Annotated in this window: 20 protein-coding genes, 1 tRNA gene and 1 pseudogene; 12 read left to right on the plus strand and 10 right to left on the minus strand. The window is 61.3% G+C overall.

All coding sequences use genetic code 11. From position 1 onward, the window contains the following. Nucleotides 1-145: 145 nt before the first annotated feature. The gene (locus METAC_RS0101110) at nt 146-640 is read right to left on the minus strand and encodes a Fur family transcriptional regulator (protein ID WP_084143384.1); all 495 of its coding nucleotides are present in this window, start codon (nt 638-640) and stop codon (nt 146-148) included. 207 nt (nt 641-847) lie between these two features. On the opposite strand from METAC_RS0101110, the gene METAC_RS0101115 reads away from it, so the two are divergent. Together METAC_RS0101115 and METAC_RS0101120 are read left to right on the plus strand one after the other, a co-directional pair. Continuing rightward, a complete protein-coding gene (locus METAC_RS0101115) occupies nt 848-1,633 on the plus strand; it encodes a 3-hydroxybutyrate dehydrogenase (RefSeq protein WP_026605622.1) in 786 nt (261 codons plus the stop codon). A gap of 18 nt (nt 1,634-1,651) precedes the next feature. Continuing rightward, nucleotides 1,652-2,695, plus strand: a complete 1,044-nt coding sequence (locus METAC_RS0101120) for a patatin-like phospholipase family protein (protein WP_036255196.1) — start codon at nt 1,652-1,654, stop codon at nt 2,693-2,695. A gap of 8 nt (nt 2,696-2,703) precedes the next feature. Here the strand turns inward: METAC_RS0101120 and METAC_RS0101125 are convergent, their stop codons facing one another. The 5 genes from METAC_RS0101125 to METAC_RS0101150 form a co-directional block, all read right to left on the minus strand. Further along, nucleotides 2,704-3,207, minus strand: coding sequence for a TspO/MBR family protein (locus METAC_RS0101125; RefSeq protein ID WP_051335754.1), 504 nt, complete (start codon nt 3,205-3,207; stop codon nt 2,704-2,706). A gap of 42 nt (nt 3,208-3,249) precedes the next feature. Next, entirely contained in the window at nt 3,250-3,762 is a 513-nt protein-coding gene (locus METAC_RS0101130) for a DinB family protein (protein ID WP_026605625.1), read from the minus strand. Nucleotides 3,763-3,800: 38 nt separating this feature from the next. Further along, nucleotides 3,801-4,211: a hypothetical protein gene (locus METAC_RS21785; protein WP_036255197.1), complete on the minus strand. Its 411-nt coding sequence runs from the start codon at nt 4,209-4,211 to the stop codon at nt 3,801-3,803. Between the two features lie 4 nt (nt 4,212-4,215). Then, nucleotides 4,216-6,648 (minus strand): phenylalanine--tRNA ligase subunit beta, encoded by a 2,433-nt coding sequence (gene pheT, locus METAC_RS0101140; RefSeq protein WP_026605626.1) that lies wholly within the window; start codon nt 6,646-6,648, stop codon nt 4,216-4,218. Nucleotides 6,649-6,898: 250 nt separating this feature from the next. After that, the gene (locus tag METAC_RS0101150; RefSeq protein WP_026605627.1) at nt 6,899-7,510 is read right to left on the minus strand and encodes a DUF938 domain-containing protein; all 612 of its coding nucleotides are present in this window, start codon (nt 7,508-7,510) and stop codon (nt 6,899-6,901) included. A gap of 200 nt (nt 7,511-7,710) precedes the next feature. Between METAC_RS0101150 and METAC_RS0101155 the strand changes: the two genes are divergently transcribed. From METAC_RS0101155 to METAC_RS21790, 7 genes and pseudogenes are all read left to right on the plus strand, one after another. Continuing rightward, nucleotides 7,711-7,787 (plus strand) — tRNA-Arg (locus METAC_RS0101155). A gap of 398 nt (nt 7,788-8,185) precedes the next feature. Further along, entirely contained in the window at nt 8,186-8,260 is a 75-nt protein-coding gene (locus METAC_RS27345) for a hypothetical protein (protein WP_342446958.1), read from the plus strand. Next, a pseudogene (locus METAC_RS0101170) lies at nt 8,251-8,667 on the plus strand (SDR family NAD(P)-dependent oxidoreductase); the annotation flags it as partial. The gene METAC_RS27345 and the pseudogene METAC_RS0101170, both read left to right, overlap by 10 nt. An 11-nt stretch (nt 8,668-8,678) precedes the next feature. Beyond that, nucleotides 8,679-8,870 (plus strand): SDR family oxidoreductase, encoded by a 192-nt coding sequence (locus tag METAC_RS0101175; protein WP_198017146.1) that lies wholly within the window; start codon nt 8,679-8,681, stop codon nt 8,868-8,870. Nucleotides 8,871-9,181: 311 nt separating this feature from the next. Then, the gene (locus METAC_RS0101185) at nt 9,182-11,251 is read left to right on the plus strand and encodes a YgiQ family radical SAM protein (RefSeq protein ID WP_026605630.1); all 2,070 of its coding nucleotides are present in this window, start codon (nt 9,182-9,184) and stop codon (nt 11,249-11,251) included. A 339-nt stretch (nt 11,252-11,590) separates the two neighbouring features. Beyond that, complete coding sequence (locus tag METAC_RS0101195; protein ID WP_026605631.1) at nt 11,591-12,442, plus strand: outer membrane protein; 852 nt, start codon at nt 11,591-11,593, stop codon at nt 12,440-12,442. A 304-nt stretch (nt 12,443-12,746) separates the two neighbouring features. Continuing rightward, on the plus strand, nt 12,747-14,069 hold the full coding sequence (locus METAC_RS21790; RefSeq protein ID WP_156898060.1) for a S53 family peptidase: 1,323 nt from the start codon (nt 12,747-12,749) through the stop codon (nt 14,067-14,069). A gap of 329 nt (nt 14,070-14,398) precedes the next feature. On the opposite strand, the gene METAC_RS0101210 is transcribed toward METAC_RS21790, so the two are convergent. Beyond that, the gene (locus tag METAC_RS0101210) at nt 14,399-14,821 is read right to left on the minus strand and encodes a hypothetical protein (RefSeq protein ID WP_026605633.1); all 423 of its coding nucleotides are present in this window, start codon (nt 14,819-14,821) and stop codon (nt 14,399-14,401) included. Nucleotides 14,822-15,264: 443 nt separating this feature from the next. Here METAC_RS0101210 and METAC_RS0101215 point away from each other — a divergent pair, with 443 nt between their 5' ends. After that, nucleotides 15,265-16,494, plus strand: coding sequence for a LysM peptidoglycan-binding domain-containing M23 family metallopeptidase (locus METAC_RS0101215; RefSeq protein WP_245257396.1), 1,230 nt, complete (start codon nt 15,265-15,267; stop codon nt 16,492-16,494). Between the two features lie 131 nt (nt 16,495-16,625). Here the strand turns inward: METAC_RS0101215 and METAC_RS0101220 are convergent, their stop codons facing one another. The 3 genes from METAC_RS0101220 to METAC_RS0101230 all read right to left on the minus strand — a co-directional run bounded on the left by METAC_RS0101220 (nt 16,626) and on the right by METAC_RS0101230 (nt 23,009). Continuing rightward, the gene (locus METAC_RS0101220; RefSeq protein WP_026605635.1) at nt 16,626-18,596 is read right to left on the minus strand and encodes an elongation factor G; all 1,971 of its coding nucleotides are present in this window, start codon (nt 18,594-18,596) and stop codon (nt 16,626-16,628) included. A 109-nt stretch (nt 18,597-18,705) separates the two neighbouring features. Beyond that, nucleotides 18,706-21,837: an efflux RND transporter permease subunit gene (locus METAC_RS21795; protein WP_084143386.1), complete on the minus strand. Its 3,132-nt coding sequence runs from the start codon at nt 21,835-21,837 to the stop codon at nt 18,706-18,708. After that, entirely contained in the window at nt 21,834-23,009 is a 1,176-nt protein-coding gene (locus METAC_RS0101230; protein WP_245257397.1) for an efflux RND transporter periplasmic adaptor subunit, read from the minus strand. The genes METAC_RS21795 and METAC_RS0101230 overlap by 4 nt, the downstream gene beginning before the upstream one ends. A 234-nt stretch (nt 23,010-23,243) precedes the next feature. Between METAC_RS0101230 and phhA the strand changes: the two genes are divergently transcribed. Next, a complete protein-coding gene (gene phhA / locus METAC_RS0101235) occupies nt 23,244-24,119 on the plus strand; it encodes a phenylalanine 4-monooxygenase (protein WP_026605637.1) in 876 nt (291 codons plus the stop codon). 68 nt (nt 24,120-24,187) lie between these two features. Then, complete coding sequence (hppD, locus tag METAC_RS0101240; RefSeq protein ID WP_026605638.1) at nt 24,188-25,291, plus strand: 4-hydroxyphenylpyruvate dioxygenase; 1,104 nt, start codon at nt 24,188-24,190, stop codon at nt 25,289-25,291. The last annotated feature ends 5 nt before the right edge of the window (nt 25,292-25,296 follow it).

Consider the following 25,296-nt stretch of genomic DNA (forward strand, 5'->3'; position numbering starts at 1 on the left):
GCGGGGGACGAACTTAAAAATTGATAGGTAATGTAAATACCCAATCTTAGTTCGTGATTTTTACGGGACCATCACCCATTTGGATGAGAGACATCAGGTTTTCTTATGATCAGGCCTGGAAATAGGAGCGTGCGACAATCAATCTCTACGCGATTGCGCAAGTTCGACACCTTCCGGCGACTTCCATGACGGTGGCGCGCGGCGAAAACTGCGCCTTTTCGACCAAGCCGGCCAAGCTCCCGTTCAGCTCGTGAGACGTCGCCTCGACGACCTCGCCGCAGGTCTCGCAAATCAAAAATACGATGGGCTCCCGCGCCGCATGGCCGTGGCCGCAAGCGAGATAGGCGTTGCGAGAGGTGAGGCGATGGATGAGATTGGACTCGAGCAGGAAATCGAGGGCGCGATAAATCGAGATCGGAGCCGGCCTTTTACCAGTCGCCAGGGCGACGCGATCGATCATCTCATAGGCGCCGAGCGGGCGTCCTTCGATCGCGAGAATCTCGAGGATTCGCCGCCGGCTCGGCGTCAAGGCGATGCCTTTCTCGCGGCAAAGCGCCAGGGCCGCCGCGGCGCGATCGCCGCTGCGTCCCGGCGCTTCTCCGCCTTCGCCCGGCGGGCGCGGTGCGCGTGAAATCGTCATATAGACAATATAACCGGATTAAGGGGCCGAAGCGAACCTGGCGATGAAAAGCTTTTGCCGAGACTTCGTTTCGCCAAAGCAAGGGTGTAATTTAAGCCTACGGCTTAGCCGATTCGCCGATCTGAAAGCATGTCGCGCAAAAAATGCACGCGATTTTGATCTCGGACATGCTCCAACTGCTGACGCACGCAAGATTTTGGAGAACCCATGACCCTTAAAAACCGCAGCGCCATCGTCACCGGCTCGACCAGCGGCATCGGCCTCGCCATCGCCCGCGCCTTCGCTAAGGAAGGCGTCAACGTCACGATCAACGGCCTCGGCGATCCAGCGGCGATCGAGGCCGAGCGCGCCGGCATCGAGAAGGAGTTCGGGGTCAAGGCTTTTTACTCGCCGGCCGACATGACCCGGCCCGACGAGATTCGCGGCATGGTGAAGGAGGCCGAGGAGAAACATGGCGGCGTCGATATCCTGGTCAATAATGCTGGAATTCAGCATGTCGCGCCGATCGAGGACTTTCCCATCGAGACCTGGAACCTGATCCTGGCGATCAATCTTTCGGCCGCCTTTCATGCGATCGCCGCTGCGATCCCGGGCATGAAATCGCGCAAATGGGGCCGCATCATCAGCACGGCCTCAGCGCATTCGCTTGTGGCTTCACCGTTCAAGTCGGCCTATGTGACGGCCAAGCACGGACTGGCCGGGCTCACCAAGACTGCAGCTCTGGAACTCGCCACCTATGGCGTGACGGTCAATTGCATCTCGCCGGGCTATGTCTGGACGCCGCTGGTCGAAAAGCAGATTCCCGATACGATGGCGGCGCGCCACCTGACGCGCGAGCAGGTCATCAACGACGTGATTCTGGCCGCCCAGCCGACGAAGCAATTCGTGACCGCCGACCAAGTCGCCTCGCTCGCCGTCTATCTCAGCACGGATGCGGCGGCGCAAATCACTGGCGCGAATATTTCCATCGACGGCGGCTGGACCGCTGAGTAACAGCGCATTGATCTGGACATGGCGAGCGGTAAAGGCGAAATCGATTGGGGCGGCCAGAAAAAGGTCAACCTGGCCTTGCAGGGCGGCGGCTCGCATGGCGCTTTCACCTGGGGCGTGCTCGACTTTCTGCTCGAGGACGAAAGGCTCGATTTCGAGGCGATCACGGGGACGAGCGCCGGCGCGATGAACGCGGTCGTCCTCGCTGAAGGCTATCTCACCGATGGCCGCCAAGGCGCGCGCAAGAGCCTCGCGAGATTTTGGCGCTCGATCAGCGACGAAGGCGCGCTTTCGCCGATCGAGCGCAAGTTTCTTCACGCTTATTTTCTCGGGTGGCCGCTGCAGGCGCAATTCGCCACTTGGTGGGCGGACCTCGTGACCCATTACGCGAGCCCTTACGAATTCAACCCGCTCAACATCAATCCCTTGCGGGACCATCTCGCGAAGATGATTGATTTCGAGAAAGTTCGAGCCCTGACCGAGCTCAAGCTCTTCGTCGCTGCGACCAACGTCCAAAACGGCAAGATCAGGGTATTTGAAGGACATGAGCTCACCGTCGATCATGTGATGGCCTCGGCCTGCCTGCCCAATCTGTTCCAAGCGGTCGTGATCGACGACGTCCCCTATTGGGACGGCGGCTATATGGGCAATCCCGCGTTGTTTCCACTGTTCTACAAGACGGCGTGCCCGGACATCGTCATCATTCAGGTCAATCCCATCGAACGCGACGAAACTCCGCGCTCGGCGCGCGACATTCAGAATCGCCTCAACGAGATCACTTTTAACGGCGCTCTCATGAGCGAGATGCGGGCTATTGATTTCGTGGACCGGCTCGTCGACTCCGGCGTTTTGTCACGCGACAATTACATGCGGCCCTTCGTCCACCGGATCGACGGCGGGCGTTTGCTCGAGCCTTTCTCGGCCGCGACGAAGCTCGACGCCTCTTGGTCCCTGATCAGCCAGCTTCATGGCTTCGGCCGCGCCGCCGCTCGGCAATGGCTCGATTCGCACTATGATGCGATCGGCAAGCGAGGCACGCTCGATTTGCGCATGGCCTATTCGTAGCGCAGGCCTCACCGATTCAGGATGAGGATCGCGCCGTTCAGGGCGCCCGCATAGCAGAGCCAGGCGAAATAAGGGGCGAGCAGCATTGCAGATGCGCGATCCGCTTTGGCGCTTTGAAATATAGTCGCCGCCAGAATTGCGCATATGGCCAAGAGGATCGCGAATCCCGACCAAATCGCGTGTAGGCCGAAGAAGATAGGCGACCAGATCGCGTTCAGTACCAGTTGGCCGACGAAGAGGCGGAGGGCGCGCGTCCGCGCCGGCGAGGGAACGGCGCGATCCCAAAGGCGCCAAAGCGACAAGGCGATGAGAAGGTAAAGAATTCCCCAGGCGAGAGGGAAGACGAAATTGGGCGGGGTCCAGGGTGGTTTCGCCAAGCTGGCGTACCAGGTCGGAATTTGTGAGGCCGTCGCGCGCCCGCCTAGCCCGGCGATGGCGGCGCAGAGGGCGAGGCAGAGGCCGAGTCGTATCATTGACCTGACGGGCGGGGCGATAAGCGCGTTTTCACCCATTTTGTCGCCTCGCATGCATGGGGCGTCGCGCGGCTTGGCGCGTCAAGCCGGCTTCGGCATGGTGAGTCGTTGAAAAAAGAGAAGATCGAGTTCCGGCGCCCGTCCGACAAGCGCCGTCAGCAAGGCGTGGACTTGTCCGCGATGATGCGTTTGATGATTGAAGACATGGCTTAGGGCGGAGGCGAGGGGTTGCTCAATCGGCGTGGCGGGCGCCGAGATGCTGCGATACTTGATCACGCTGCTGAGCCGGGCGTCGTCAAGGCCCTCGACAAACGCGATGATCCGCCGATCCTCCGCCTCGCGCGCTTGGCGCAGCGCGCCGAGCGAATCGAAAAGGATCGCGTCGAGCCTATCGGGCGCCGCGCCTTCTCCGGTGAATCGCCGCAGCCAGATGCGATCCGCCGCCAGCAAATGATTGAATGTTCCATGCACGGATTTGAAGAAGGCCCCGCGATCGGCGCGGTAATCGGCGTCGCTCAGCGCGCTGGCTGCGTCGTAAAGCCGTTGGTTCGCCCACGCGTTATAATCGGCGAAGGCGTCGAAATGAGCTTTCAGCACCGGCTGCGCCTCCTCGAAAGGTCGCGCATGCGGATCTAGCGCAAATGTGTATGGCTTGGCGTGATCGTGAAGGCGAGCCTCTTGCCGTGGCCATGCGCATGATCGGCGGCTCTAGAATGCCGCCCGTGCGGGCCATGCGCATGCCGCGTCCAGCCATGTCGGCCGGCATGATGACGAGAATGGCCGGAGGCATGGGCGACGCGCTGGCCGGACGAGCCCGACTCGGGCTGGACGGCGTCGCCATCGGTGGAATCGCTGACGTCTTGGACCTGCGCGCCGCCGCCGCTATGGCCATGGGCGACGGGGCCGAAGGCCGCCAGGCATTGATTATAGGCGTCGGCGGCCTCGATCTTCTCGCAATCGTCAATTGTGCGGGGGGCGGCGCTCGCAAGCGCCGACGGCGCGAGCAATGCGGCGGCCAAGATCATCGTCGAAACATATTTCACGGCTTCATCCTCTGAGCGTCGCGCCGGTCTTCCTGCCGACTTCGGCGATGATCTTCGCGGCGACGGCGTCGATCTCGGATTCGGTCAGGGTTTTTTCGCGCGGTTGCAAGGCGACGGATATGGCGACGGATTTCTTGCCCTCCGGCACCCCTTTGCCCTCGTAGACGTCGAAGACCCCCACATCCGATACGAGCGTGCGCTCTCCGGCGAGCGCTGCTTTCACAATGTCGGCAGCCTGCACGGAGCGATCGACAAGGAAGGCGAAATCACGCAGCACGGGCATGAACTCCGAGAGTTCGAGCTTTGGTTTGGCTTTTGTCGACCTAGATTTTGGCGTTGGTATGTCATTCAAAACTAGCTCGAAGCCGACCAGGGGGCCCTGCGCGTCCAGTTCCTCGAGCACGCGCGGATGGATCTCGCCGAAGGCGCCGATCTGGTTCTTCGGCCCGAATTGCAAAATTGCCGAGCGGCCCGGGTGGAACCAGGCCGGTCCGCCGAGGACAACCTGCAATCCCCCGACCGGCGCGCCGAGCGCGGCGAGAAGAGCCATGGCGTCGGCCTTGGCGTCGAAACAATCGACGTCTCCGGTCGCGGCCGACCAGTGGCGTCCGACGCCAGCCGACTTGGCGCTGCCGCGCCGCACGCCGCACGCCGCCATGCGCTGGCCTGCTTCATCGGCGCCTTTGAAGATCTGACCCACTTCGAAGAGAGCGAGATCGCCGTGGCCGCGGTCGGCGTTGCGCTGCGCTGCGGCTATAAGCCCTGGCAGCAGGCTCGGCCGCATGTCGGACAATTCCGGCGCGATCGGGTTGGCGAGGGCGAGCTCGGGCGCGCCGCCGCCGAAAAGCTCGGCGCGTCGGTTTGAGACGAAGGACCATGTCACCGCTTCGACCAAGCCGCCGGCGGCGAGCGCGCGCTTGGAGGCGCCGACGCGTTTCTGCAATGGCGTGAGCACGGGATCAGCAACATGTTCCGAGGCGCGGGGCAGGGGCCTAGCCGCGACCCGTTCGAGCCCGGCGATCCGCACGATTTCCTCGACGAGATCGGCTTTGCCTTCGATATCGGGGCGGAAGGAGGGGGCCTTGACGAGGATCCGGTCGCTATTGCCAGCCGAGCCAGCGAGCTCGAAGCCGAGCCTTTCGAGGATCGCGGCCATTTCCGACGCTTCGATCTCGAGCCCCGCAAGGCGGGCGACTTCACTCCACGGAAAGGCGATCCGCGTATCGGGCTGCGGAACCTTGCCGACGCATTTCACAAAAGAAGCCACGCCGCCGCAGAGCTCCAGCACAAAGGCGGTCGCGAGATCGAGCCCCGGCAGGCAGAAGGCCGGATCGACGCCGCGCTCGAACCGATAGCGCGCGTCGGAATTTATGCCGAGCTTGCGTCCTGTCCGGGCGATGTTCACCGGGTCCCAAAGCGCCGACTCGATCAGGACGGATGTCGTCGCCTCATCGCAGCCCGAGGCCTCTCCGCCCATGATTCCGGCGAGCGATTCCACGCCCGCCTCATCGGCGATGACCACCATATCGGAGTCGAGGGCGTAGGTGCGCCCGTCGAGGGCGCGCAATTGCTCTCCCGGCCGCGCGCGCCGGATGACGATGTCGCCCTGGACCTTCGCGGCGTCGAAAACATGGAGCGGGCGGGCGCGGTCGAAGGCGAAATAATTGGTGATGTCGACCAGCGCATTGATAGGCCGCAGCCCGATCGCCTTGAGCCGCCTCTGCATCCACTCGGGGCTTGGTCCATTGCGGACGCCGCGCACGAGGCGAAAGGCGACGACCGGCGCGAGATGGGCGTCCTCCGGCGCAAAATCAAGCTTGACGTCGATCGGGAAGCGCGCGCCTTCCGGCACCGGCGCGACCGTGCGGTCCAAAAACTTGCCGAGGCCCGCCGCCGCGAGGTCGCGGGCGACGCCTTGGACTCCCATGGCGTCCGGCCGGTTCGGCAAGAGATTAATCTCGACCATGGGATCGGCGAGCCCGGCCCATTCCGCATAGGGCGCGCCGACCGGCGCCGACTCGGGCAGTTCGAGAATGCCGTCGTGATCGTCCGATAATCCGAGCTCCGACCCCGAGCAGAGCATGCCGTTCGACTCGACGCCGCGGATGACGCCTTTGCCGAGCGTCACCTTCTTGCCGGGGATATAGGCGCCGGGCAAAGCGAAAACCGACTTGAGGCCGGTTCGCGCATTGGGCGCGCCGCAGACGACCTGGATCGGGCGCTCGCCGCCGGCGTCGACCAGGCAGACCTGCAGCCGGTCGGCGTTGGGATGCGGCTTAGCCTCGACGACAAGCGCGGTGACGAAATCGCGCAAGGCGGCCGAGGGGTCCTCCACCCGTTCGACTTCGAGGCCGATCTTGGTCAGCGTCTCGACGATCTCGAGGAGTCCGGCGTCGGTTTCGAGGTGGTCTTTGAGCCAGGACAGAGTGAATTTCATGAGCGTTCCGAGCAAAAACGGCGGGGCCGCCGCCCTAGAGCAAATTCTCTTCGATCGGATGGATTTGCTCCGATCGAAGAGAATTTGCTCGAGCTTTTGAATCTGTAGCGTCTTCTAGTCGATCGCAGGAGTCGATGCGATCGGAGAGCGCTCTAGAATTCGGGTGCGGATCGAGCGGCGGATTTTCTTTTCTCTAGCGCCGATCGCGGCCGAGGGGAAATTCTTGTTGGCTTGGCGCTCGAAAGGCGTTTCAGCCGCCCTGCGGCAGGTGGAAAAGAAGCGTCAGATTATTTGCCGGCATCTCGAAAACGGCAGGCGCTGAAAATCCCTTGAGTCCAGCGATTTCGGCGACGCGCTCCAGATCCCTCACGCCCCATTCGGGATTTTCGTGGCGCAGCGCGCGATCGAAATCCTCATTGCTTTTGCTGGTGTGAGCGCCGTCGCGCTTATAAGGGCCGTAGAGGAGGAGGGGCGCGCCGGGAGGCAGAATCCGCGCGGCGCCGGCAAAGAGGCCTTCGGTCGCGGACCAAGGCGAGATGTGAATCATATTGATGCAGATGATCGCCGAGGCCGCTTTCACCGGCCAATCGCGATGCGATGAGTCGAGATCGATCGCGGCTTTGACGTTGGGCAGCCCGGCGGTTGCGATCCACGCGTCGATGCTGGCGCGGGCGCGTGGGCTCGGGTCGCTTGGTTGGATCGCATGGTTTCGCAGCTTTTCAGCGAAGTGAACGCAATGCTCGCCCGAACCGCTCGCAATCTCTAGGATGAGCCCCGTGGCGGGAAAATGAGCTTGAACGATGTCGAGAATCGCGTCGCGGTTGCGAAGCGCTGCCGGCGCGTGCAGGCGGAGATCTTCCATGAGTTTCTGTAGTTTTCTGCCCAAGGGGTCGTCGTTCAGCTCCTTGAAGCAGGAATCGTGCGGGCCAGCGAAAGAAATTGCGGGGGCGGATTTCCGCGACCGCTGGAACTGCTGGTTTCGAAAGCGGCCAAGATGACGCTTGGCGCTGCGCCGAGAAATCGGCTAAGGTGAAAATATAAGCGCAGGCTGACGCCGCGCAGGCACCCGTAGCTCAGCTGGATAGAGCGCTGCCCTCCGAAGGCAGAGGCCAGAGGTTCGAATCCTCTCGGGTGCGCCAATTTGGCCGAAATCGCCAGTTCCGTGAATGGTTTCCCGCTGGCTTTCGGGTATTCTCGCCGATTGCCGAGTGAGCCCGAACAGTGCTCATTGATTTCCATTTATGGCTAATCGCGATTTCAGCTCATGGCCTGCTTCACGAGGATAGCTGCCCGGCATCAGCCTTGCCACATTTTAGGATTTGGCTCCCTGCATGCGCACTCTGCGGCAAGACGACTTCAGACCGGGCGCAAATAGCCGTAGACCGCGCGTTTGACGCGCTCTTCGAGGGAAACGATCGCGGTTTCGCCGAACGGAAAGAGCCGGCGCCAGCATCGGCAGCCTCTGCGTGAGGCGACCATGAGGATCGAGGGAAAGCGCGCGCTGGTGACCGGGGGCAGCGCCGGGATCGGCGCGGAAATCGCGTGCCGGCTCGCCGCCCGGGGCGCCAAGCTGGTCATCGTGCGCGAGACGGGGCGCGCGCCGAGGCGGTGATGGCCCGAGCTCCCGACGGCATGACCTTCCTGTCGGCGGACCTGTCGCGATTGGATGAACAGAAAAGGATCATTTCCGAGGTCACCGATCGCTGGCCGGACCTTTCCATCCTCGTCAACAATGCCGGCGTGCAGATCGACATGCCGGCCACGGGGATTGGGGATCATGGCCGGATGGCGTTTCGGTCGGAGATCGCGGCGAACCTGACCGCCCCGGTCGCCTTGTGCTTCGGGCTGACGCCGGTCCTCGCCCGCCAGCGGGAAGCCGCCATCGTCAACATCTCCTTGGGCCTCGCCATCGCGCCGAAGCGGACTGCGCCGGTCTATTGTGCGACCAAGGCGGGGCTCTGCACCTTCAGCCGCGCCTTGCGATATCGCTGTGAAGATGCGCGCCGACGATCAGGGTGATCGACGTCGTCATGGCTCTCGTCGCCACTGGCATGACGAAGGGGCGGGGGACCGGCAAAATGTTGGCCGCAGATGCGGCGCAGGCCCCCCTGAAGGGCATCGAGGATGGCCGGGATGAGGTTTGGGTCGGGAAGACACAGCTGCTGCGGGCGATCGAGCGGATTTCGCCACCCTTGGCTCACAGGCTGTTGCGAAACGGGTGACGGAAATAGCCTGGCGGCTTCATGGCTGGTCCCGAAACGCGCTCGTGACGATGGCGTATGCGTGACCGCCCCAAGGCCGCAGGTTCGCTTTTTGACCTGTAGCGCGGCGCTCGCCGCGACGCCGAGGCGGCAAACCGCCGAACATCGGGCGGGCCTATCGACGCCCTTCGAAAAGGCTCCTATTGGTCAAAGTTAAATGGAAGACCAAGGCTGCTCGGAAGGCGACAAAGCAGGGCGGCTCGGAAAATCCCGAGATGTCCAAAGAAGTCAAATGCGTTTCCGAAGGGAGCGCGTCAGGATCGAGTAGGATCATGTTTTCGCCCGTCTCTCATCCGGCAAGCGCGAAGCCCCTTTTTTCCTACCGGAAATATTGGGCGCACGGCTGCGGCGCGGCCCCTTTCCTGCCTATGTCGCGGGCGGAGATGGAGGCGCTCGGCTGGGACTCCTGCGATGTGATTCTCGTGACGGGCGACGCCTATGTCGACCACCCGAGCTTTGGGATGGCGATCATCGGCCGACTTCTGGAAGCGCAGGGTTTTCGCGTTGGGATTATCGCCCAGCCCGACTGGCGTGACGCTTCCGCTTTTGCCGCGTTGGGCCGACCGAACCTGTTTTTCGGAGTGACCAGCGGCAATATGGACTCGATGGTCAACCGCTACACCTCGGACCGACGGTTGCGGCGCAATGATTCCTACACGCCGGACGGAGAAGGCGGCAAAAGGCCGGACCGAGCCGTCATCGTCTATGCCCAGCGTTGCCGCGAGGCCTTTCCGAATGCGCCCGTCATACTGGGCGGCATCGAGGCCTCGCTGCGCCGCATCGCCCATTATGATTACTGGTCCGACAAGGTGCGTCGGTCTGTCCTCCTCGACGCCAAGGCCAATCTGTTGCTCTATGGCAATGCCGAACGGGCGCTTGTCGAAGCCGCCCATCGCATCGCCCAAGGCGGAATCGGCCAGGATTTCTCCGACATACGCGGCCTCGCCTTTGCGCGGACGGCGACGCCCGAAGGCTGGCTCGAAGCGGCGGCCGACGATCTCGACGATCCAAATGAAGGCCGGCAGCGAATAGCGGAGCGGCGAAATGGCGATGACATCGTCATCAGGCTGCCATCCTTCGAGCAGGTGTCCGACGATCCGGAATCTTACGCCCGCGCCTCGCGCGTGCTGCACAAGGAGAGCAATCCGGGCAACGCGCGCCCGCTGACGCAAAAACACGGGGACAGGGACGTCTGGCTGACAGCGCCGCCTATTCCCTTAACGACGCAAGAAATGGACGGCGTCTACGATCTGCCCTTCGCGCGCGCGCCGCATCCAGCCTATGCGGGCGCGAAAATCCCCGCTTGGGAAATGATTCGCCATTCGGTGACGATCATGCGCGGTTGTTTCGGCGGCTGCTCCTTCTGCTCAATCACGGAACATGAAGGCCGCATCATCCAATCGCGCTCCGAAGAGTCGATTCTGAGAGAAATCGAAACCATCCGCGACAAGACCGAAGGCTTTACCGGAGTCATTTCCGACATCGGCGGTCCGACCGCCAACATGTACCGCATGGCCTGCAAGGATAAGGAGACCGAGGCGCTCTGCCGACGTGCGGCCTGTGTCTATCCGGACATCTGCAAAAATCTCGATACCAGCCACGACTCGCTAATTCAGCTCTACCGCAAGGCGCGGGCGGTCCCGGGCGTGAAGAAAGTCATGGTTGCGTCCGGCGTGCGTTATGATTTGGCGGTGCAAAGCCCGGCCTATGTGCGCGAGCTCGTCGAGCATCATGTCGGCGGCTATCTGAAAATCGCGCCCGAACATACCGAAGCAGGACCGTTGTCGAAAATGATGAAGCCGGGCATCGGCGCTTATGATCGCTTTAAGCGATTATTCGACGCGGCGGCCAAGACGGCGAAGAAGAACTACTTTCTCATTCCGTATTTTATCGCGGCCCATCCGGGCACTACAGACGAAGATATGTTGAATCTGGCGCTCTGGCTCAAGCGCAACAAATACCGCGCCGATCAGGTCCAAACCTATTTGCCCTCGCCAATGGCGCTATCTACAGCCATGTATCATAGCGGTTTCAATCCGCTGAAACCGGTGCGGCGCGACGCATCCGAAAAGGTGGACGCCGTGAAAGGGCTACGCCAACGCCGCCTGCATAAGGCTTTTCTGCGTTATCACGATCCCGAAAATTGGCCGGTCCTGCGCGAAGCTTTGAAAGCCATGGGTCGCGCCGACCTGATCGGGTCGGGCGTGGACCAGCTCGTGCCGATTTGGCGACCGTCCGGCGCTGACGAATTCGGGCGTAGAGGTCAAAAAGGCCGCGCGCGGCCTGAGGAGCGAAAGTTTTTGACAAAGGGCGTTCACAAACTGCCCCGGGTCAAAAGCTGAAAATGCAGCGTTATTCTGCGCGCGGGCGGCTTGCCCACGCGCAATGACGGCTCAATGTCGGCCGTCGGAGCGCGTTTCGATCGGGTTCACATCCGAGGCCGGGCTCACGCGCCGAGCTAAAGTGCAGCTATTCCAATCGGTTTCCAAAGGCGTTTGGCGTCCGGCGATGCCGAATGTCATAATCTGTACGCAAATGTACGCTCCCGCGGTGTCTCGTAAATGCTACAGCGTCCAAAATAGTACATTTGGCGCCCAACAATGTATCGAGTAGCAATTGCTCAGAGAAGAGAATGGCGTAACTTGCATAACGTTTGATGCTCTGAATTATGGGGAATACATATGTTGCGCACATTTCTTTTGGCGTCTGCTGGCGCCGTCGCGCTCGCGGGTTCCGCCTTTGCGGCCGATCTCCCATCCCGCGCCCCGCCGCCGGCCTATGTTCCGCCCGCGCCGATCTTCACTTGGACCGGCGTTTATATCGGCGGCCAGATCGGTTACGCCTGGACCAATCCAAATGTCACATATGGCGACGCCGGCTATACGGTCGGGGGCTTTCCGCTCGGCTATGCCGACTCCTATAATGTCGGCGGCAACGCCAATGGCGTGATTGGCGGCGCTCATGTCGGCTACAATCTGCAGTTGGGCCAGTGGGTGTTAGGCCTCGAAGGCGATGTTGACGGCTCCAGCATCAGCAAGACAGTCTCCGTCTCGCCTTACTCCAGCTACTACGCGGACTATATCCCGACCACCTTCCACTCTAACCTTGGCATTCAGGGGTCGATCCGCGGTCGGGTCGGCATCGCATGGGACCGCGCGTTGCTTTACGCCACCGGCGGCGTCGCCTTCGGCGGCTTCACGAGCTATGTTTCAACTTCCTATGCGAATCCGCAGGGGATTCTCTCGAATTTTCCCTTCTCGGGGAATGACAGCTTCTCGCAAACGCGCGTTGGCTGGACGGTCGGCGGGGGCCTCGAATACGCCATCACCAACAATTGGTCTGTCCGGGGCGAATATCGCTATACCGATTTTGGACACACCTCCAATTACCTGGTCAACGCCTTCCCAGTCTATCCTGGCGATGTGAGCGTTGGCGCATGGGTGCATCGTCATCTCACCGAAAATAGGGTTCAGGTCGGCTTCAGCTATAAGTTCGACACCTTCCAGCCCGCTCCGGTTGTCGCCAAATATTGATTGTAACTTTGGCGAATCTGATTTCTGATAAACCCAGTTGGTTTTTCTACAGTTGGGGCTAGCCTTTTTCTGGTTTGCGTCAACGGGAACTAACTGCGAAGCTGAAGCGTTTGCAAAGTGAAAGCGTGTTCCGAAAAAGGAGAGTTCTCTTTTTCGACGGAATCACGCTTTCACTTTTTTCTTCTGAGCGCTTCTTTATCGATTGTGAATCGCTCTGGAGTTTTGAAAATATGTGAGCGTCGCGTGTGAGTTTGCGTTCGTTGATTGATTTTTGATTTTGCAGCAAGCGAGCATGGAGAGAAGCATGCGTTTAAGCTCAGAAAAGGTCCTCGTCGCGACCACTTTGATGATCGGCGCGGCCCAGGCCCAAGTCAGCACTAATGTTAATACGCAGCAAACTGCTCCAGGATCAGTAGCGGCAATTACGCGACAAAGTTCGCCGACGGCTGGTGGTTATGTCGTCGTTCCAACATCGAGCGTTCCGAATCCCGGAGATCGCGGCAAGATTGCGCATACGAATTACCGCTTCTTCGTTCCTTACCAAGAAACGCAGGCCCAGTCCCAGACCCAGGCCGCTACTCCGAAGCTCGGCCCGCCCTTGGCCGGCTTTTTTTTCAATACGCCGGCTTCTCTCGCCTGCATCTATTCCGTGGTCTCGGCGAGTTCGGGATGCGACCCGAACATAGTCACGAAAGTTTCGACTTATGGCAGCAAGGTGATAGCCATCGTCGACGCCTACCACAATTCATCGGCTTTGGCTGATCTACAAACATATTCTACTCAATTTGGCCTGCCGGCGCCTAATCTTCAGATCGTCTATGCGACGGGCGTTCAGCCGCCTGTGGATTTTAACTGGGCCGGGGAAGAGGCGCTCGACCTCGACATGGCTCACGCGCTGGCGCCCAACGCAAAGATCATCCTGGTGGAAGCTGCGTCGAATTCCAATGCTGATCTTTTGCTCGCCGAGGATGTCGCCAGTGGGCTCGTGGCGGCGGCCGGAGGGGGGCAGGTTTCGAATAGCTGGGGGCAGGGCGAGTTTGTCGGCGAAACGACGCTCGATTCTCACTTTACGACCCCCAAGGTTGTCTATTTCGCTTCGACCGGGGATGATCCCGGCACGCAATGGCCGTCGGTTTCGGCGAATATCGTCGCGGTGGGAGGGACGACTGTCGTGCGTTCGGCCTCAGGCGCATTCCTCGGGGAGACGACTTGGGCGAGTGGCGGCGGCGGCCCCAGCACATATGTGGCGCGTCCGACATATCAAAATGGCATCGCCGGCGTCGTCGGAACCGCGCGGGGCGTGCCGGATGTCTCGGCTGTCGCTAACCCGAGCACCGGCGTGTGGGTTTATTGCAGCACGGGTTGCGGCAATGCGCCGATCAATAGTTGGTTCGGCATAGGAGGAACAAGCGTGTCGTCGCCCCTCGTCGCGGCGCTGACCAATGCAGCCGGGCATTTCGGTGTTTCGACATTTGCCGAGCTGAAATCGCTTTACGCATTGCTCGGGTCGAATCGATTCAATGATATTACGCTCGGACTCTGCGGCATTGGCAGCGCCTATTCGGCGGTTGCCGGGTGGGACTTTTGCACGGGCGTCGGCACTCCACATACGCCGATGGGGCTTTGATCGGTCAGCGCGGAACCGCCCGACCTGAGCGTTGCCTTGGCCTCGGTTTTTCATCGTGACTGAAGAATAAAAATAGAGGCGTCGACTTATCAGCGGTGATCGGCGACGCGATTCGGAAGAGTCTTATTTGATGAATGAAGACGGCCCTCGTCGCCCGATGAGGGCCAGTCATCGAAAGGGTGTGGATGGCGTCGCCGGCCTTGTCCAGACAGCGCTTCGCGTCGTGATTCGAAGCGGGCGCTTCTGCCGGACGGTTCAATGGGCGGATAAGGAAAATCAGGTCCCTCTCGCCATCCATCCGACAGGGACGATTTTCGAATATCGCAGCGCTACTGCACGACTATTTGGTCTATTGCGCCGCCGTGAGACATTGTCACCTTCGTCGGAACAAGGTCTTTCGGCAAAACAAATGTTTGCTGATATTCCACGGCGGTCGCGGCGACGTGATGCGGCTCAATTCCCGTCGGAGCCACTGCGGTAAGGACCAGGGCCAGCGTGGAGCGGTCGCCTCCCTGCGAATCCACGCGAGTGAGGGTCAGACTATAGCCGGGCGTCGGCTCTTGGCAAATTCCCTTCACCGTGAGCTGGACCGTATCGACTCCGCGCGCCGTCGTCGCGGTCCATTGGCAGGCGCCGATGCTGCGGTCTGGGTGTTCGGCCCTCTCTATGGCCAGGGCTGCTTGAGAAATAAGCCCCAACGCCACCGCGGCCAGCGCGCAAACAGCGGCCGCAATAATCTCACGACGCTGCATGGCGTCCTCCCGTTGGCATCAAAGTGACACATTCGAAGATTGTGGGAAAGCCGGATCCGAGGTGGATGGTCGTCTCCTCTTGGCGCGAGGGTCGCTCTCGCCGGCCTGAGCACTAAACACTCCAGGTTCGGCAATGTTCCGCCCGCGCCGAGCCGCCAGCGGCCGGCGCGCAGACTCAGCAGGGCGGCGGCGAAGAGCTTGTCCAGCCATTTTCGCTCAAATGGGATGAAACGCTCCGCCGCTTTTCGGGTTCAGGCGCGCTGAGCGACCTGCCGTCCGAGGACAGAAAAGCTACTCAGAACGAATTTCTTGAATATTCGTTCATCTAAACTCTCCCTTAACCCACGGCCCATCTAATGCGACCAAAGGGTACAGCGTCAGTGGGTTGCGTCATGGGCCATTTCTTATCCATTTTTTGCTCGCGTCTCGCATTTCGGCTCGCCGTGACAGGAGCTGCGGCCGGCATGCTCGCCGGTTGCTCGAGCTCCGAACGCTTGGGCGATCCTTTCAGCAACCCTTTCCAGACCTCGTCCGGTGGGGACGCCGCGTCCGCCGCGAGCCCCGCTCCAGCGGCTTCCGCTCCGGTGTCTCCCGTTCAGTCGCGTCCGCTTGCAGCCCCTGCGGCGAGCGCGCCGATCCTGGCTCAGCCGACTTCCAAGCTCGCCGCTGCGGCGCCGTCGCGCCCTGCGCAATCGGCCAGCGGATGGTCCGTGGAAGGCGGGTCGCCGGTCGTCGTCGCACAAGGGGAAAATGTCGAGGTTCTGGCGCGTCGTTACGGCGTGCCGGCCGAAGCGATCGTGCGGGCAAATGGTTTCGCCTCGGCGACGCAAGTTCAGCCTGGCTCGCGCGTCGTCATTCCTGTCTATAACGCGGCGCTGGCGGCCTCGAGCGGCGCGCATGTCCCAACAAGCGCGAGCGCAGCAACCGCGACGACGGCGCAGCAAGGCAAAAGCCGCTATGCCGAAAAAGCCAAGCTTCTGAAAGGCGGCGTCGGCGCGACCAAGCTCGCAGCCGCGGCGCCGGCCGTCCCGTCGAGCCCGGTGAAAGTTGCGTCGGAACCCAAGGCGGCGACGGCGAAAATTGCGGCGGCGGCGCCCAGTCCCGCTCCCGCGCCGATCAAGCCGACCCCCAAGCTGGCGCAATCCATCAAAACTGAAACCGTCGTCGCGCAGCCCAAGGCGGCTAAGCCAGAGCCGGCGAGCGTCGCGAAAGCCGAGCCCGCGCCGGCCGAGGCGAAAAAAGCCGTGGTCGAGCCGGTCCAGACCGCTTCCATGGATACAAGCAAATCTGGCGCTGACGCCGCCAATCCGGAATTCCGCTGGCCGGCGCGGGGTCGCATCATCCAGGCTTTCAAGCCGGGCGGCAATGACGGCATCAACATCGCCGTGCCAGAGGGAACCTCGGTGAAGGCGGCGGAAAGCGGCGTCGTCGCTTATGCCGGAAACGAATTGAAAGGCTACGGCAACCTGATCCTGATTCGGCATCCGAACGGCTTCGTCACCGCCTATGCGAATAATGGCGACATCGAAGTCAAACGTGGAGATACGGTCAAGCGCGGCCAGACCATCGCCAAATCCGGGCAAAGCGGCAATGTCGCCTCGCCGCAGCTTCATTTCGAGCTGCGCAAGGGCGCGACGCCGGTCGATCCGACGCAATATCTCGCCGGGCTCTAGCTGTTAGCCTTGGCCTTTGATGGCGCATCCTTCTCGCGAGACTTGAAGGATGCGCTACAATCACGGCTGAAGGCTGAGGATCGTTAAAGGCCTCGCCCCTCGCGAACACATTTGCAAAATGACTACAGGCGTCAGCGCATGGTCCGTTCGGGCGCGGCGCCGCGCGCTTCGGCGAGGTGATCGAAGCGACGCCGAAAGCTTCCGAGCCCCATCGTATCGGAGCGCAGCTCGATGATGAGGTCGTGAAGCTCTGAAGCCGGCGCCAGGGCTTCGACCTCGTCCCAGCCGGCCCAGCCCGGCCTCTCCATATAGCCGAGGATCTGGCCACGCCGGCCGGAGAGCAGACGCTGCGTCGCGGCGGTAAAGACGTTGGGGACGCTCGCCGTGACATGCTCGATCGGCTCGAGCAGGACGGGATCGGCCTTGGCGAGGGCTTCTCCGATGGCGATGCGCGTCGCCGTCTTGAACGCCATCTCCGAACTATCCACGGTGTGGAAGGAGCCGTCGACCAGGGTTACGCCTACGTCGACCACCGGATAGCCGAACGGGCCTTTCTGCATCGCCTCCTCGGCGGCCTCGCGCACCGCCGGAATATATTGCTTCGGCACCGCGCCGCCGACGATCTTATCGGTGAACAGGAAGCCCGCGCCGCGCGGGCGGGGCTCGATCTCCAGCTTGACGTCGGCGAACTGGCCATGGCCTCCGGTCTGGCGCTTCAAGCGGCCATGTTGGGTGACGGCGCTCTTGATCGTTTCCTTATAGGCGACCTTCGGAGAGCTGACCGCGACTTGAAGGTTGTAGAATGCAGCCAATCGTTCGAGAGCGACATTGAGATGGATCTCGCCGCGGCCCTTCAGAAGCGTTTCGCCGGTCTCGAGATTATGTTCCAAAGTGAGGGACGGATCTTCCTCGACGAGCTTGTGCAAGGCCCCTGAGAGCTTCACGTCGTCCTTGCGGTCTTTCGCCGCGATCGCCAAGGCGTAGAGCGGGGGCGGGGGCGCCGGGAAGGGGAGGGCCGCCGCGGGGCCCGCCGCTCCGAGCACCGTTCCCGTCGAGACGCCTTCCAGCCGTCCGAGCGCGACGAGTTCTCCGGCTTCGGCTTCTTGCGTTCGGACCGCCTCGCCGCTGACGAAGCGGGAAATTCCTCCGACGCGGACGCCGTCGAATGTGGCGCCGTCGCGGAGCGCGCCGCGCCAGATTCGTCCATAGGCGAGCTTGCCGGCTTGAACGGTCTTGAAGATTTGTAGCAGCGGCTCGTCGCCCTCGGCGATCCCATGGCGGGCGGCGGCGACGCGCGGACCTGGCGCATCATGGCGCAGGGCTTTCCACAAACGCGCCACGCCATGCCCTTGCGCTGCGGCGCCGAACAAGACCTCGACGATCGAATCCTTCGCCTGATCCTTGCGTAAATGCTGGTAGAGTTCGGCCGGCGTAGGCGCGATGTCTTCGAGGATTTGCTCCATGAGCTCGTCGTCCTGGTCCGCGAGAGTCTCGGCTATGCCCGCCAGCGCCTCCTTCTCGGGTTCGCGCATGTCGGGCGGAAGTTCGATCAACTCGGAGGCTTGCTTCGGACGGTAGCGGTAGGCGCGTTCGGCGACGACATCCACGAACCCGGTGACGGAGTCGCCTTCGCGGATCGGGATTTGGCGTAGCAGGAGAGGCCGCTTTGAATGGGCTTGAAGCGCCGCCAACATCTCGTGGACGGAGGTTGCGAGCGCATCGATCTTATTGACGAAGATAAAATGAGGAATTCCGCTCTCTTCAAGCGTCCGTAAAATCACGGGCAGCAGAGACGCACGCTCGACGGTGGGCTCGCAGACGACGACCGCGAGATCGGCAGCGGTCAGGGCGCAGGATGCGTCGTAGGCGAACTCCACCGAGCCGGGACAATCGAGGATGGACCAGCGATCGCCCAAATAGGTGCAATGGCCAAGGCGGAGCTCCGTGCTCATCGTTCGATTTCGCGCATTGCTTGACCGCTTGAGCGGCGCGCCGGCCGCGGCGAGGAGCGCCTCGAACAAGGTCGACTTGCCGCTGCCATATGGGCCAACGAGAGCGATCGAGCGCGGCCCCGCTGCGGCCTTCGGACAAGAACCTGTCATGATGACGCCTTCCTTCCTCCAGCGGAGCCGTCTTGAGCGCGGCTCCTGCAACGCTAGAACGGCGTCGCGCCGGCAAAGGATCCACAGCCTCAGCCGTTTGGGCGTCGCCTCAGGCCGCTTTTCGTCCTTCTTCGGCCGCTTGCGGCTCAGCTTTGGGCGGCCGCATTTTCGTCAGTTGACGTCCGGCATATGCGCTGAACGCCTCCATGTAGAGATAGGTGACCGGCGTCGTGAAGAGCGTCAGGACCTGCGAAACGAGGAGGCCGCCGACCACGGCGACGCCGAGCGGTTGACGAAGATCTGCGCCCGCGCCGATTCCAATGGCGATGGGAAGCGCCCCTAGGATCGCGGCCATCGTCGTCATCATAATAGGCCTGAAGCGCAGAACCGCAGCCTCGTAGATCGCCTCCTCGGCTGATTTTTGCTCGACCCGCAGGCGCTCCAGCGCGAAATCGATCATCATAATCGCGTTCTTCTTGACGATGCCGATCAGCATGATGAGCCCGATGATCGCCATCATCGTCAAATCGAAGCCAAAGAGGCGGAGAAAGAAAAGTGCGCCGACCGCCGCCGAGGGAAGGCTGAGTAAAATCGTGAAAGGATGGATAAAGCTCTCATAGAGAACGCCGAGCACGACATAGACAGCGAAAAGAGCTGTGGCGATGAGCAGCGGCTGCGTCGACAGCGAATTCTGGAATTCTTGAGCGGTTCCTTGAAATGAAGTCTGCAAGGTCGGAGGCAGGCCGATCTCCTTCTCCGCCTGTTGGACGCCTTCGACGGCCTGTCCGAGCGAAACGCCGGGCTTGAGGTTGAATGACAGAGTGACCGACGGAAATTGTCCTTGATGATTGACCGACACCGTTCCCGGTCGCGGCATGAGCTTGGCGAATTGGCTAATGGAGATCATCTTGCCGGCGCCGCCGCGCACATAGAGGCGCGAGAGCGCCGACAGGTCCTGTTGATACTGCGGCGCGACCTCGAGGAGAATATGGAAGGTGTTCAGCGGTCCATAGAGCTGTGCGATGAAAGGCTGGCCAAAGGCGTCGTAGAGCGTCTGTTCGATCGTCGTGACGTTGACGCCGAGGCGCGAGGCGGCGTCGCGGTCGATCTCGATCATTAATTGCGGGCTGCCGGATTGGAGATCGCTCGCGACGTCCTGCAGGCTCGGAAGCGTCTGGAGCTTGGCCAGGATCTTCGGCGCCCATTCGTTGAGTTCCTGGGGATTAGTGTCGAGCAGCGTGTATTGATATTGCGTCCGGGCGAGGCGCGCCCCGACCTGAATGTTCTGGATCGACTGCAGATAGGTCGAAATGCCTGGCAACGTCGCAAGCTTCGGACGCAGACGGTCGATGATCTGCTGGGCGGTGGCGCTTCTTTGGTCGAAAGGTTTGAGCTGAATGTATAGGCGTCCGGTGTTCAGGCCCGCACTTGCATTGCCGCCGATGAAGGAGCCGAAGCTCGCGACGTCGGGATCGGCGAGGATCACCTTGGCCACGGCTTCCTGGCGCTCGGCCATGCCCTGAAAGGAAATGTCCTGGTCGGCCTGTGTGAAGGCGAAGATGAGGCCTGTGTCTTCTTGTGGGAAAAAGCCTTTCGGCGTCGTGACGAAGAGCCAACCGGAGAGCGCGATGAGCGCGAGATTGAGCAGCATCACGGGGCGGCGATGCCGCAGCGAGAATTTCAGAAGGCGCTCGTAGCCAGCGACGCTCGCGGCGAAGGCTCGCTCGCTCCATTCATAGATTTTGCCATGGCGAGCGTCCTTCGGATTTTTCAGCACGAGCGAGGCCGTCATCGGCGACAGGGTCAGGGCGATGAGGGCGGACAAGACGATCGCCGCGGTGACGGTCACGCCGAATTCGCGAAACAGCCGACCGATGACGCCGCCCATGAAGAGCAGCGGGATAAAGACTGCGATCAGCGAGACCGTTATCGAGATGATCGTGAACCCTATTTCCTTCGACCCGTCCAACGCGGCTTTCATCCGACCGCCGCCTTCCTCCATATGCCTGTAGATATTTTCAAGCATGACGATGGCGTCGTCCACGACGAGCCCCACGGCAAGCGTTAACGCCATGAGCGACAGATTGTCGAGGCTGTAGCCGAGCAGATACATGACAGCGAAAGTGCCGAGAAGCGACAACGGCACGGTCGCGCCAGGGATAAGGGTCGCCCAGACATTGCGTAGGAAAGCGAAGATCACGATCACGACGAGGACGATCGTGCCGGCGAGCGTCAGCTTCACGTCGGCGAAGCTATCGCGGATGGAGATCGAGCGGTCGCTGACGACAGAGAGCTTGATGGATGGCGGAATCGACGCTTGAAGCGTGGGCAGAAGCGCCTTGATCCGATTGACGAGCTCGATCGTGTTGGCGCCCGGCTGGCGCCAGATGCCGATCATTTCGCCGCGCCGATCGCCGACCCAGCCGGCTTGCAGCGGACTTTCGGCGTCGATCACGACCTTGGCGACGTCGCCGACGCGCACCGGAGCGCCGTTGCGATAGACGATGACTGAATTGGCGACGTCCCGCGGCGAAAATAGCTGGCCGTTCGATCCGATTTGGTAGGATTGCCGCGGTCCCTGCAATGTGCCGACGGGAAGGTTCGCGGTATTGCTCGCGACGGAGTTCGCGAGCTCGTCCAAGCCGACGCCGCGCGCCGCGAGCGCCAAAGGATTGACCATGATCGTCGGCGCGAATTTCTGTTGCCCGAAGATGCCGACTTGGCCGACGCCGATCAGCATGGAAACACGCTGTGCGATGTTCAAATCCGCATATTGATCGAGCTCCGTCAGCGGCATCGTCTCTGAGGTCAACCCGAGGATGAGGATCGGCTGGTCGGCGGGATTGACTTTTCGATAGGTCGGCGGCGTCGGAAGATTTTTCGGCAGATAGCCGAGCGCTGCGTTGATCGCGCCTTGCACGTCGCCGGCGGCCCCGTCGATGCTGCGCGAGAGATCGAATTGCAGCGTGACGACCGTCGTGCCGAGAACGCTCGTCGAGGTGATCTGATTGACGCCTGGCAGGCTTGCGAATTGCCGCTCGAGCGGCTGGGCGACCGAGGCGGCCATGGTTTCGGGATCCGCGCCCGGCAGGTTCGCCGTGACCGCGATGGTCGGAAAATCCACGGTCGGCAGAGCCGCGACTGGCAATAAATTGTAACCGATAAATCCGCTGACCATCAACGCCGCCATGAGTAGCGTGGTGGCGATGGGGCGCTTGATGGAGGCTGCGGAAATGTTCATCTCGCGACGCTTTGGCCCTCGGCCATTGGCGTGACCGATAGTGAAGCCCCTTGCGCGAGAGGATTTGAAACCTGCACCTTGGCGCCTGGTTCGAGCCGGTATTGGCCCGCGGTGACGACCTCCTCGCCAACGCGTAGGCCCGAACCTATAAGCGCCAAGTTGTTTTCGGTCTGGACGACTTTGATTGGACGCATCTCGACGGTCGAATCCGGCTTCACGACATAAGCGTAGCTTCCATTGAGACCGGTCTGCACCGCGGCCGACGGAATGTTGACCCCGTTGCGAACGGTCTCCAGCACGAGATGCGCGTTGACGAATTGCCCCGGCCACAAGGCGACGTCCTTGTTCGCAAATTCGGCCTTGAGCCTCACGGTTCCCGTCGTCGGATCGACGGCGTTGTCGATGAGATTGAGCGCGCCGGCGGCGATTTCCCTTTGATCGGACTGGTCAAAGGCTTGGACGCGCAGCAGTCCGCCCTGCATCGCGTCACGGACGCGTTGGATATCCGCCTCTGGAAGCGTGAACACGACATAGATCGGCTCGATTTGGGTCACTGTCACGAGCGTCTGGGCGTTATTGCTATTGGCTTGAACCAGATTGCCGAGATCGACCTGCCTAATGCCTGTGATCCCGTCGACCGGCGATTTGATCGAGGCATATTCGACATTCAGCGCCGCGGCGTCGATCTGGGTCTGATCATTCTCTATCGTCGCCGTGTTTTGCGCGACCGTGGATTTTTGCGTCGTATATTGTTGCTCGGGCGTGAACTCTCGCTTCAGCAGTTTGCTGTAGCGCTGCAGATCCGCTTCGGCGTTGACGAGCGCCGCCTGATCCTTGGCGAGCACCGCCTTGGCTTGATCAAGGGCCGCCTGATAGGGACGCGGATCTATCTGGATCAGAAGATCGCCGGCGCGCACCTTTTGGCCTTCGCGGAAATTGACCTTGGTGATATTGCCTTCGACTCGGCTTTTGACAGCCACCGTGTTGAAGGCGACGACTTGACCTAGGCCGCGCAATATAACGGGCACGTCGCGCGCCACGGCGACGGCGGTCCGCACCGGAACGCCGGCGGGGTTTTGCGGAGGAGCGGCGCCTTGACGGCTCTGGGCAAATTGGTGGTAGAAAGCCGCCGCCGCGCCAGCGACGATAAAGAGGCCTACGAGGCCAAGCAAAGCTCTTCGCATCGACAACAGATATTTCTGGCCGCGACATGCCCCAAGTCTAATAACGTCGCGCTGTGCTGTGAGTTCCGGACGGCGCCCTCGCCGCAAAGGCGCGGCAATTCTTTTTGGCCAAAATCTTTGAGCGCGACTTTCGGGATGCGTGGGAACGCCTAATATATGTTGACGGGGCTATGGGCGTACATCCGCAGAGATTGAGGTTTGTCCGCCGGCAGGATCAAAGCCATGGAGCTGCTCGCCGACACCGACCGTCCGCCGCCCGGCGCAGAGCCGGATTGGACCGTGCCGCAGAGGCATAACGCCTACAGCGATGCCGATCACCGCGTCTGGGTCACGCTTTATGATCGTCAGGCCGAGATTCTACCGAGGCGCGCCTGCGACGCCTTTTTGCATGGGCTCGACGCGCTCGATCTCCACGGCGCCGGCATCCCGGATTTCCGTCCCCTGAATGAAAAACTTGGCGCGCTCACAGGCTGGAGGGTCGTGGCGGTCCCGGGACTCGTGCCGGACGCGGTCTTCTTCCACCATCTCGCCAACCGTCGGTTTCCCGCCGCCAATTTCATTCGTCGCCCCGACCAACTGGATTATCTCGAGGAGCCGGACGTCTTTCACGACGTGTTCGGTCATGTACCGCTTCTGACGGATCCGGTCTTCGCCGATTATATGCAAGCCTATGGCGAGGGCAGTCTCCGCGCTCTCGGGTTCGGCCGCCTCCCTAATTTGGCGCGGCTCTATTGGTACACGGTCGAGTTCGGCCTGATGGAGACGCCCGCAGGATTGCGGATCTATGGCGCGGGCATCGTGTCCTCGCGCACCGAGTCGATCTTCGCTTTGGAGTCCGGTTCGCCGCACCGCGTCGCCTTCGATCTCGAGCGGGTGATGCGGACGCCTTACCGCATCGATGATTTCCAGCAGATCTATTTCGTCATTCCGTCGTTGCAGGGATTGCTCCACGCAACCCTCGAGGTCGATTTCGCCCCTCTTTACGCAAAACTCTCGGGCGCGCCCGATTTCGAGATCGCCGCGCTCGCGCCTGGCGACAAGATCTTCTCGCGTGGGACGCAGGCCTATGCGCGAGGCCGAGTCCGTCAACATGCTTAGGCTCGAGAGCGGAGTCCCCGCCGTGACATGAAAGATCCTGCATCGCATTGAACGAAAGGATAGCGAAAATGGGCCCTTTTCCACACGGCGCCTCGCCTCCCGAGATCAGCGCCGAAAATCCGGCGGGGCTGGACGAATTTGAATTCGTAGAATTCGCCCATCCAAATCCAACAGCGCTCGCCGTGCTGCTCGAGCAAATGGGCTTTGAACGCGTCGCCCGCCATAAGGCGTGTCCGATCGCGCTCTATCGTCAAGGCGACGTCAATTACATTCTGAACGCCGATCGTGAAAGTTTTGGCGGGCGTTTCGTGGATCTTCACGGACCTTGCGCGCCATCTATGGCCTGGCGCGTCGTCGATGCGCGGCGGGCCTTCGCGCACGCCGTTTCGAAAGGCGGAAGACCCTACGGCGGAGAGCGTGGCGCGAAGACCCTCGATGCGCCGGCGATCGAAGGCATAGGCGGCAGCTTGATCTACTTCGTCGACCGCTATGGCGTAAAAGGCTCCCCTTACGCGGAGGCTTTCGAGTGGCTCGGCGAGGCGGACCCGAAGCCTGTGGGCTGCGGGATAGACTATATCGACCATCTCACCAACAATGTGTTTCGCGGCGACATGGATCGTTGGCATCGATTCTACACGGATCTCTTCAACTTCCGCCAGATCCGTTATTTCGACATTGAGGGAAAAAAGACCGGCCTTTTCTCGCGCGCCTTGACAAGCCCCTCCGGCAAGATCCGCATTCCGATCAATGAATCGGCGGACGACAAAAGCCAGATTGAGGAATATCTGCATCAATATGGAGGCGAGGGTATTCAACACATCGCCTGCGGTTGCCACGACGTTTATGAAACGGTGCGACGCCTCGCAGCGCGCGGCCTCGCCTTTATGCCGCCGCCTCCGGACGTCTATTATGAACGAGTCGACGCTAGGCTTCCGGGGCATGGCGAGCCCTTGGAGCGATTGCGCGCCAATGGTCTGCTTATTGACGGCGAATGTATCGGAGATGGGCTGCCAAAGCTCCTCTTGCAGATTTTTTCAACGACCGTCATTGGGCCCATTTTTTTTGAATTCATTCAGCGCAAAGGCGACGAAGGCTTTGGGGAAGGCAATTTCCGCGCCTTATTTGAGTCGATTGAGATGGATCAGATCCGCCGCGGCGTGCTCACGGCATGATTCGG

Source organism: Methylocapsa acidiphila B2, assembly GCF_000427445.1.
Classification (GTDB): Bacteria; Pseudomonadota; Alphaproteobacteria; order Rhizobiales; family Beijerinckiaceae; genus Methylocapsa; species Methylocapsa acidiphila.

Coding starts and splice junctions, on each gene's coding strand:
- METAC_RS0101110 (WP_084143384.1), bottom strand. CDS start 640: ATGACGATTTCACGCGCACCGCGCCCGCCGGGCGAAGGCGGAGAAGCG.
- METAC_RS0101115 (WP_026605622.1), top strand. CDS start 848: ATGACCCTTAAAAACCGCAGCGCCATCGTCACCGGCTCGACCAGCGGC.
- METAC_RS0101120 (WP_036255196.1), top strand. CDS start 1,652: ATGGCGAGCGGTAAAGGCGAAATCGATTGGGGCGGCCAGAAAAAGGTC.
- METAC_RS0101125 (WP_051335754.1), bottom strand. CDS start 3,207: ATGGGTGAAAACGCGCTTATCGCCCCGCCCGTCAGGTCAATGATACGA.
- pheT (WP_026605626.1), bottom strand. CDS start 6,648: ATGAAATTCACTCTGTCCTGGCTCAAAGACCACCTCGAAACCGACGCC.
- METAC_RS0101150 (WP_026605627.1), bottom strand. CDS start 7,510: ATGGAAGATCTCCGCCTGCACGCGCCGGCAGCGCTTCGCAACCGCGAC.
- METAC_RS0101175 (WP_198017146.1), top strand. CDS start 8,679: ATGGCTCTCGTCGCCACTGGCATGACGAAGGGGCGGGGGACCGGCAAA.
- METAC_RS0101185 (WP_026605630.1), top strand. CDS start 9,182: ATGTTTTCGCCCGTCTCTCATCCGGCAAGCGCGAAGCCCCTTTTTTCC.
- METAC_RS0101195 (WP_026605631.1), top strand. CDS start 11,591: ATGTTGCGCACATTTCTTTTGGCGTCTGCTGGCGCCGTCGCGCTCGCG.
- METAC_RS21790 (WP_156898060.1), top strand. CDS start 12,747: ATGCGTTTAAGCTCAGAAAAGGTCCTCGTCGCGACCACTTTGATGATC.
- METAC_RS0101210 (WP_026605633.1), bottom strand. CDS start 14,821: ATGCAGCGTCGTGAGATTATTGCGGCCGCTGTTTGCGCGCTGGCCGCG.
- METAC_RS0101220 (WP_026605635.1), bottom strand. CDS start 18,596: ATGACAGGTTCTTGTCCGAAGGCCGCAGCGGGGCCGCGCTCGATCGCT.
- METAC_RS21795 (WP_084143386.1), bottom strand. CDS start 21,837: ATGAACATTTCCGCAGCCTCCATCAAGCGCCCCATCGCCACCACGCTA.
- phhA (WP_026605637.1), top strand. CDS start 23,244: ATGGAGCTGCTCGCCGACACCGACCGTCCGCCGCCCGGCGCAGAGCCG.
- hppD (WP_026605638.1), top strand. CDS start 24,188: ATGGGCCCTTTTCCACACGGCGCCTCGCCTCCCGAGATCAGCGCCGAA.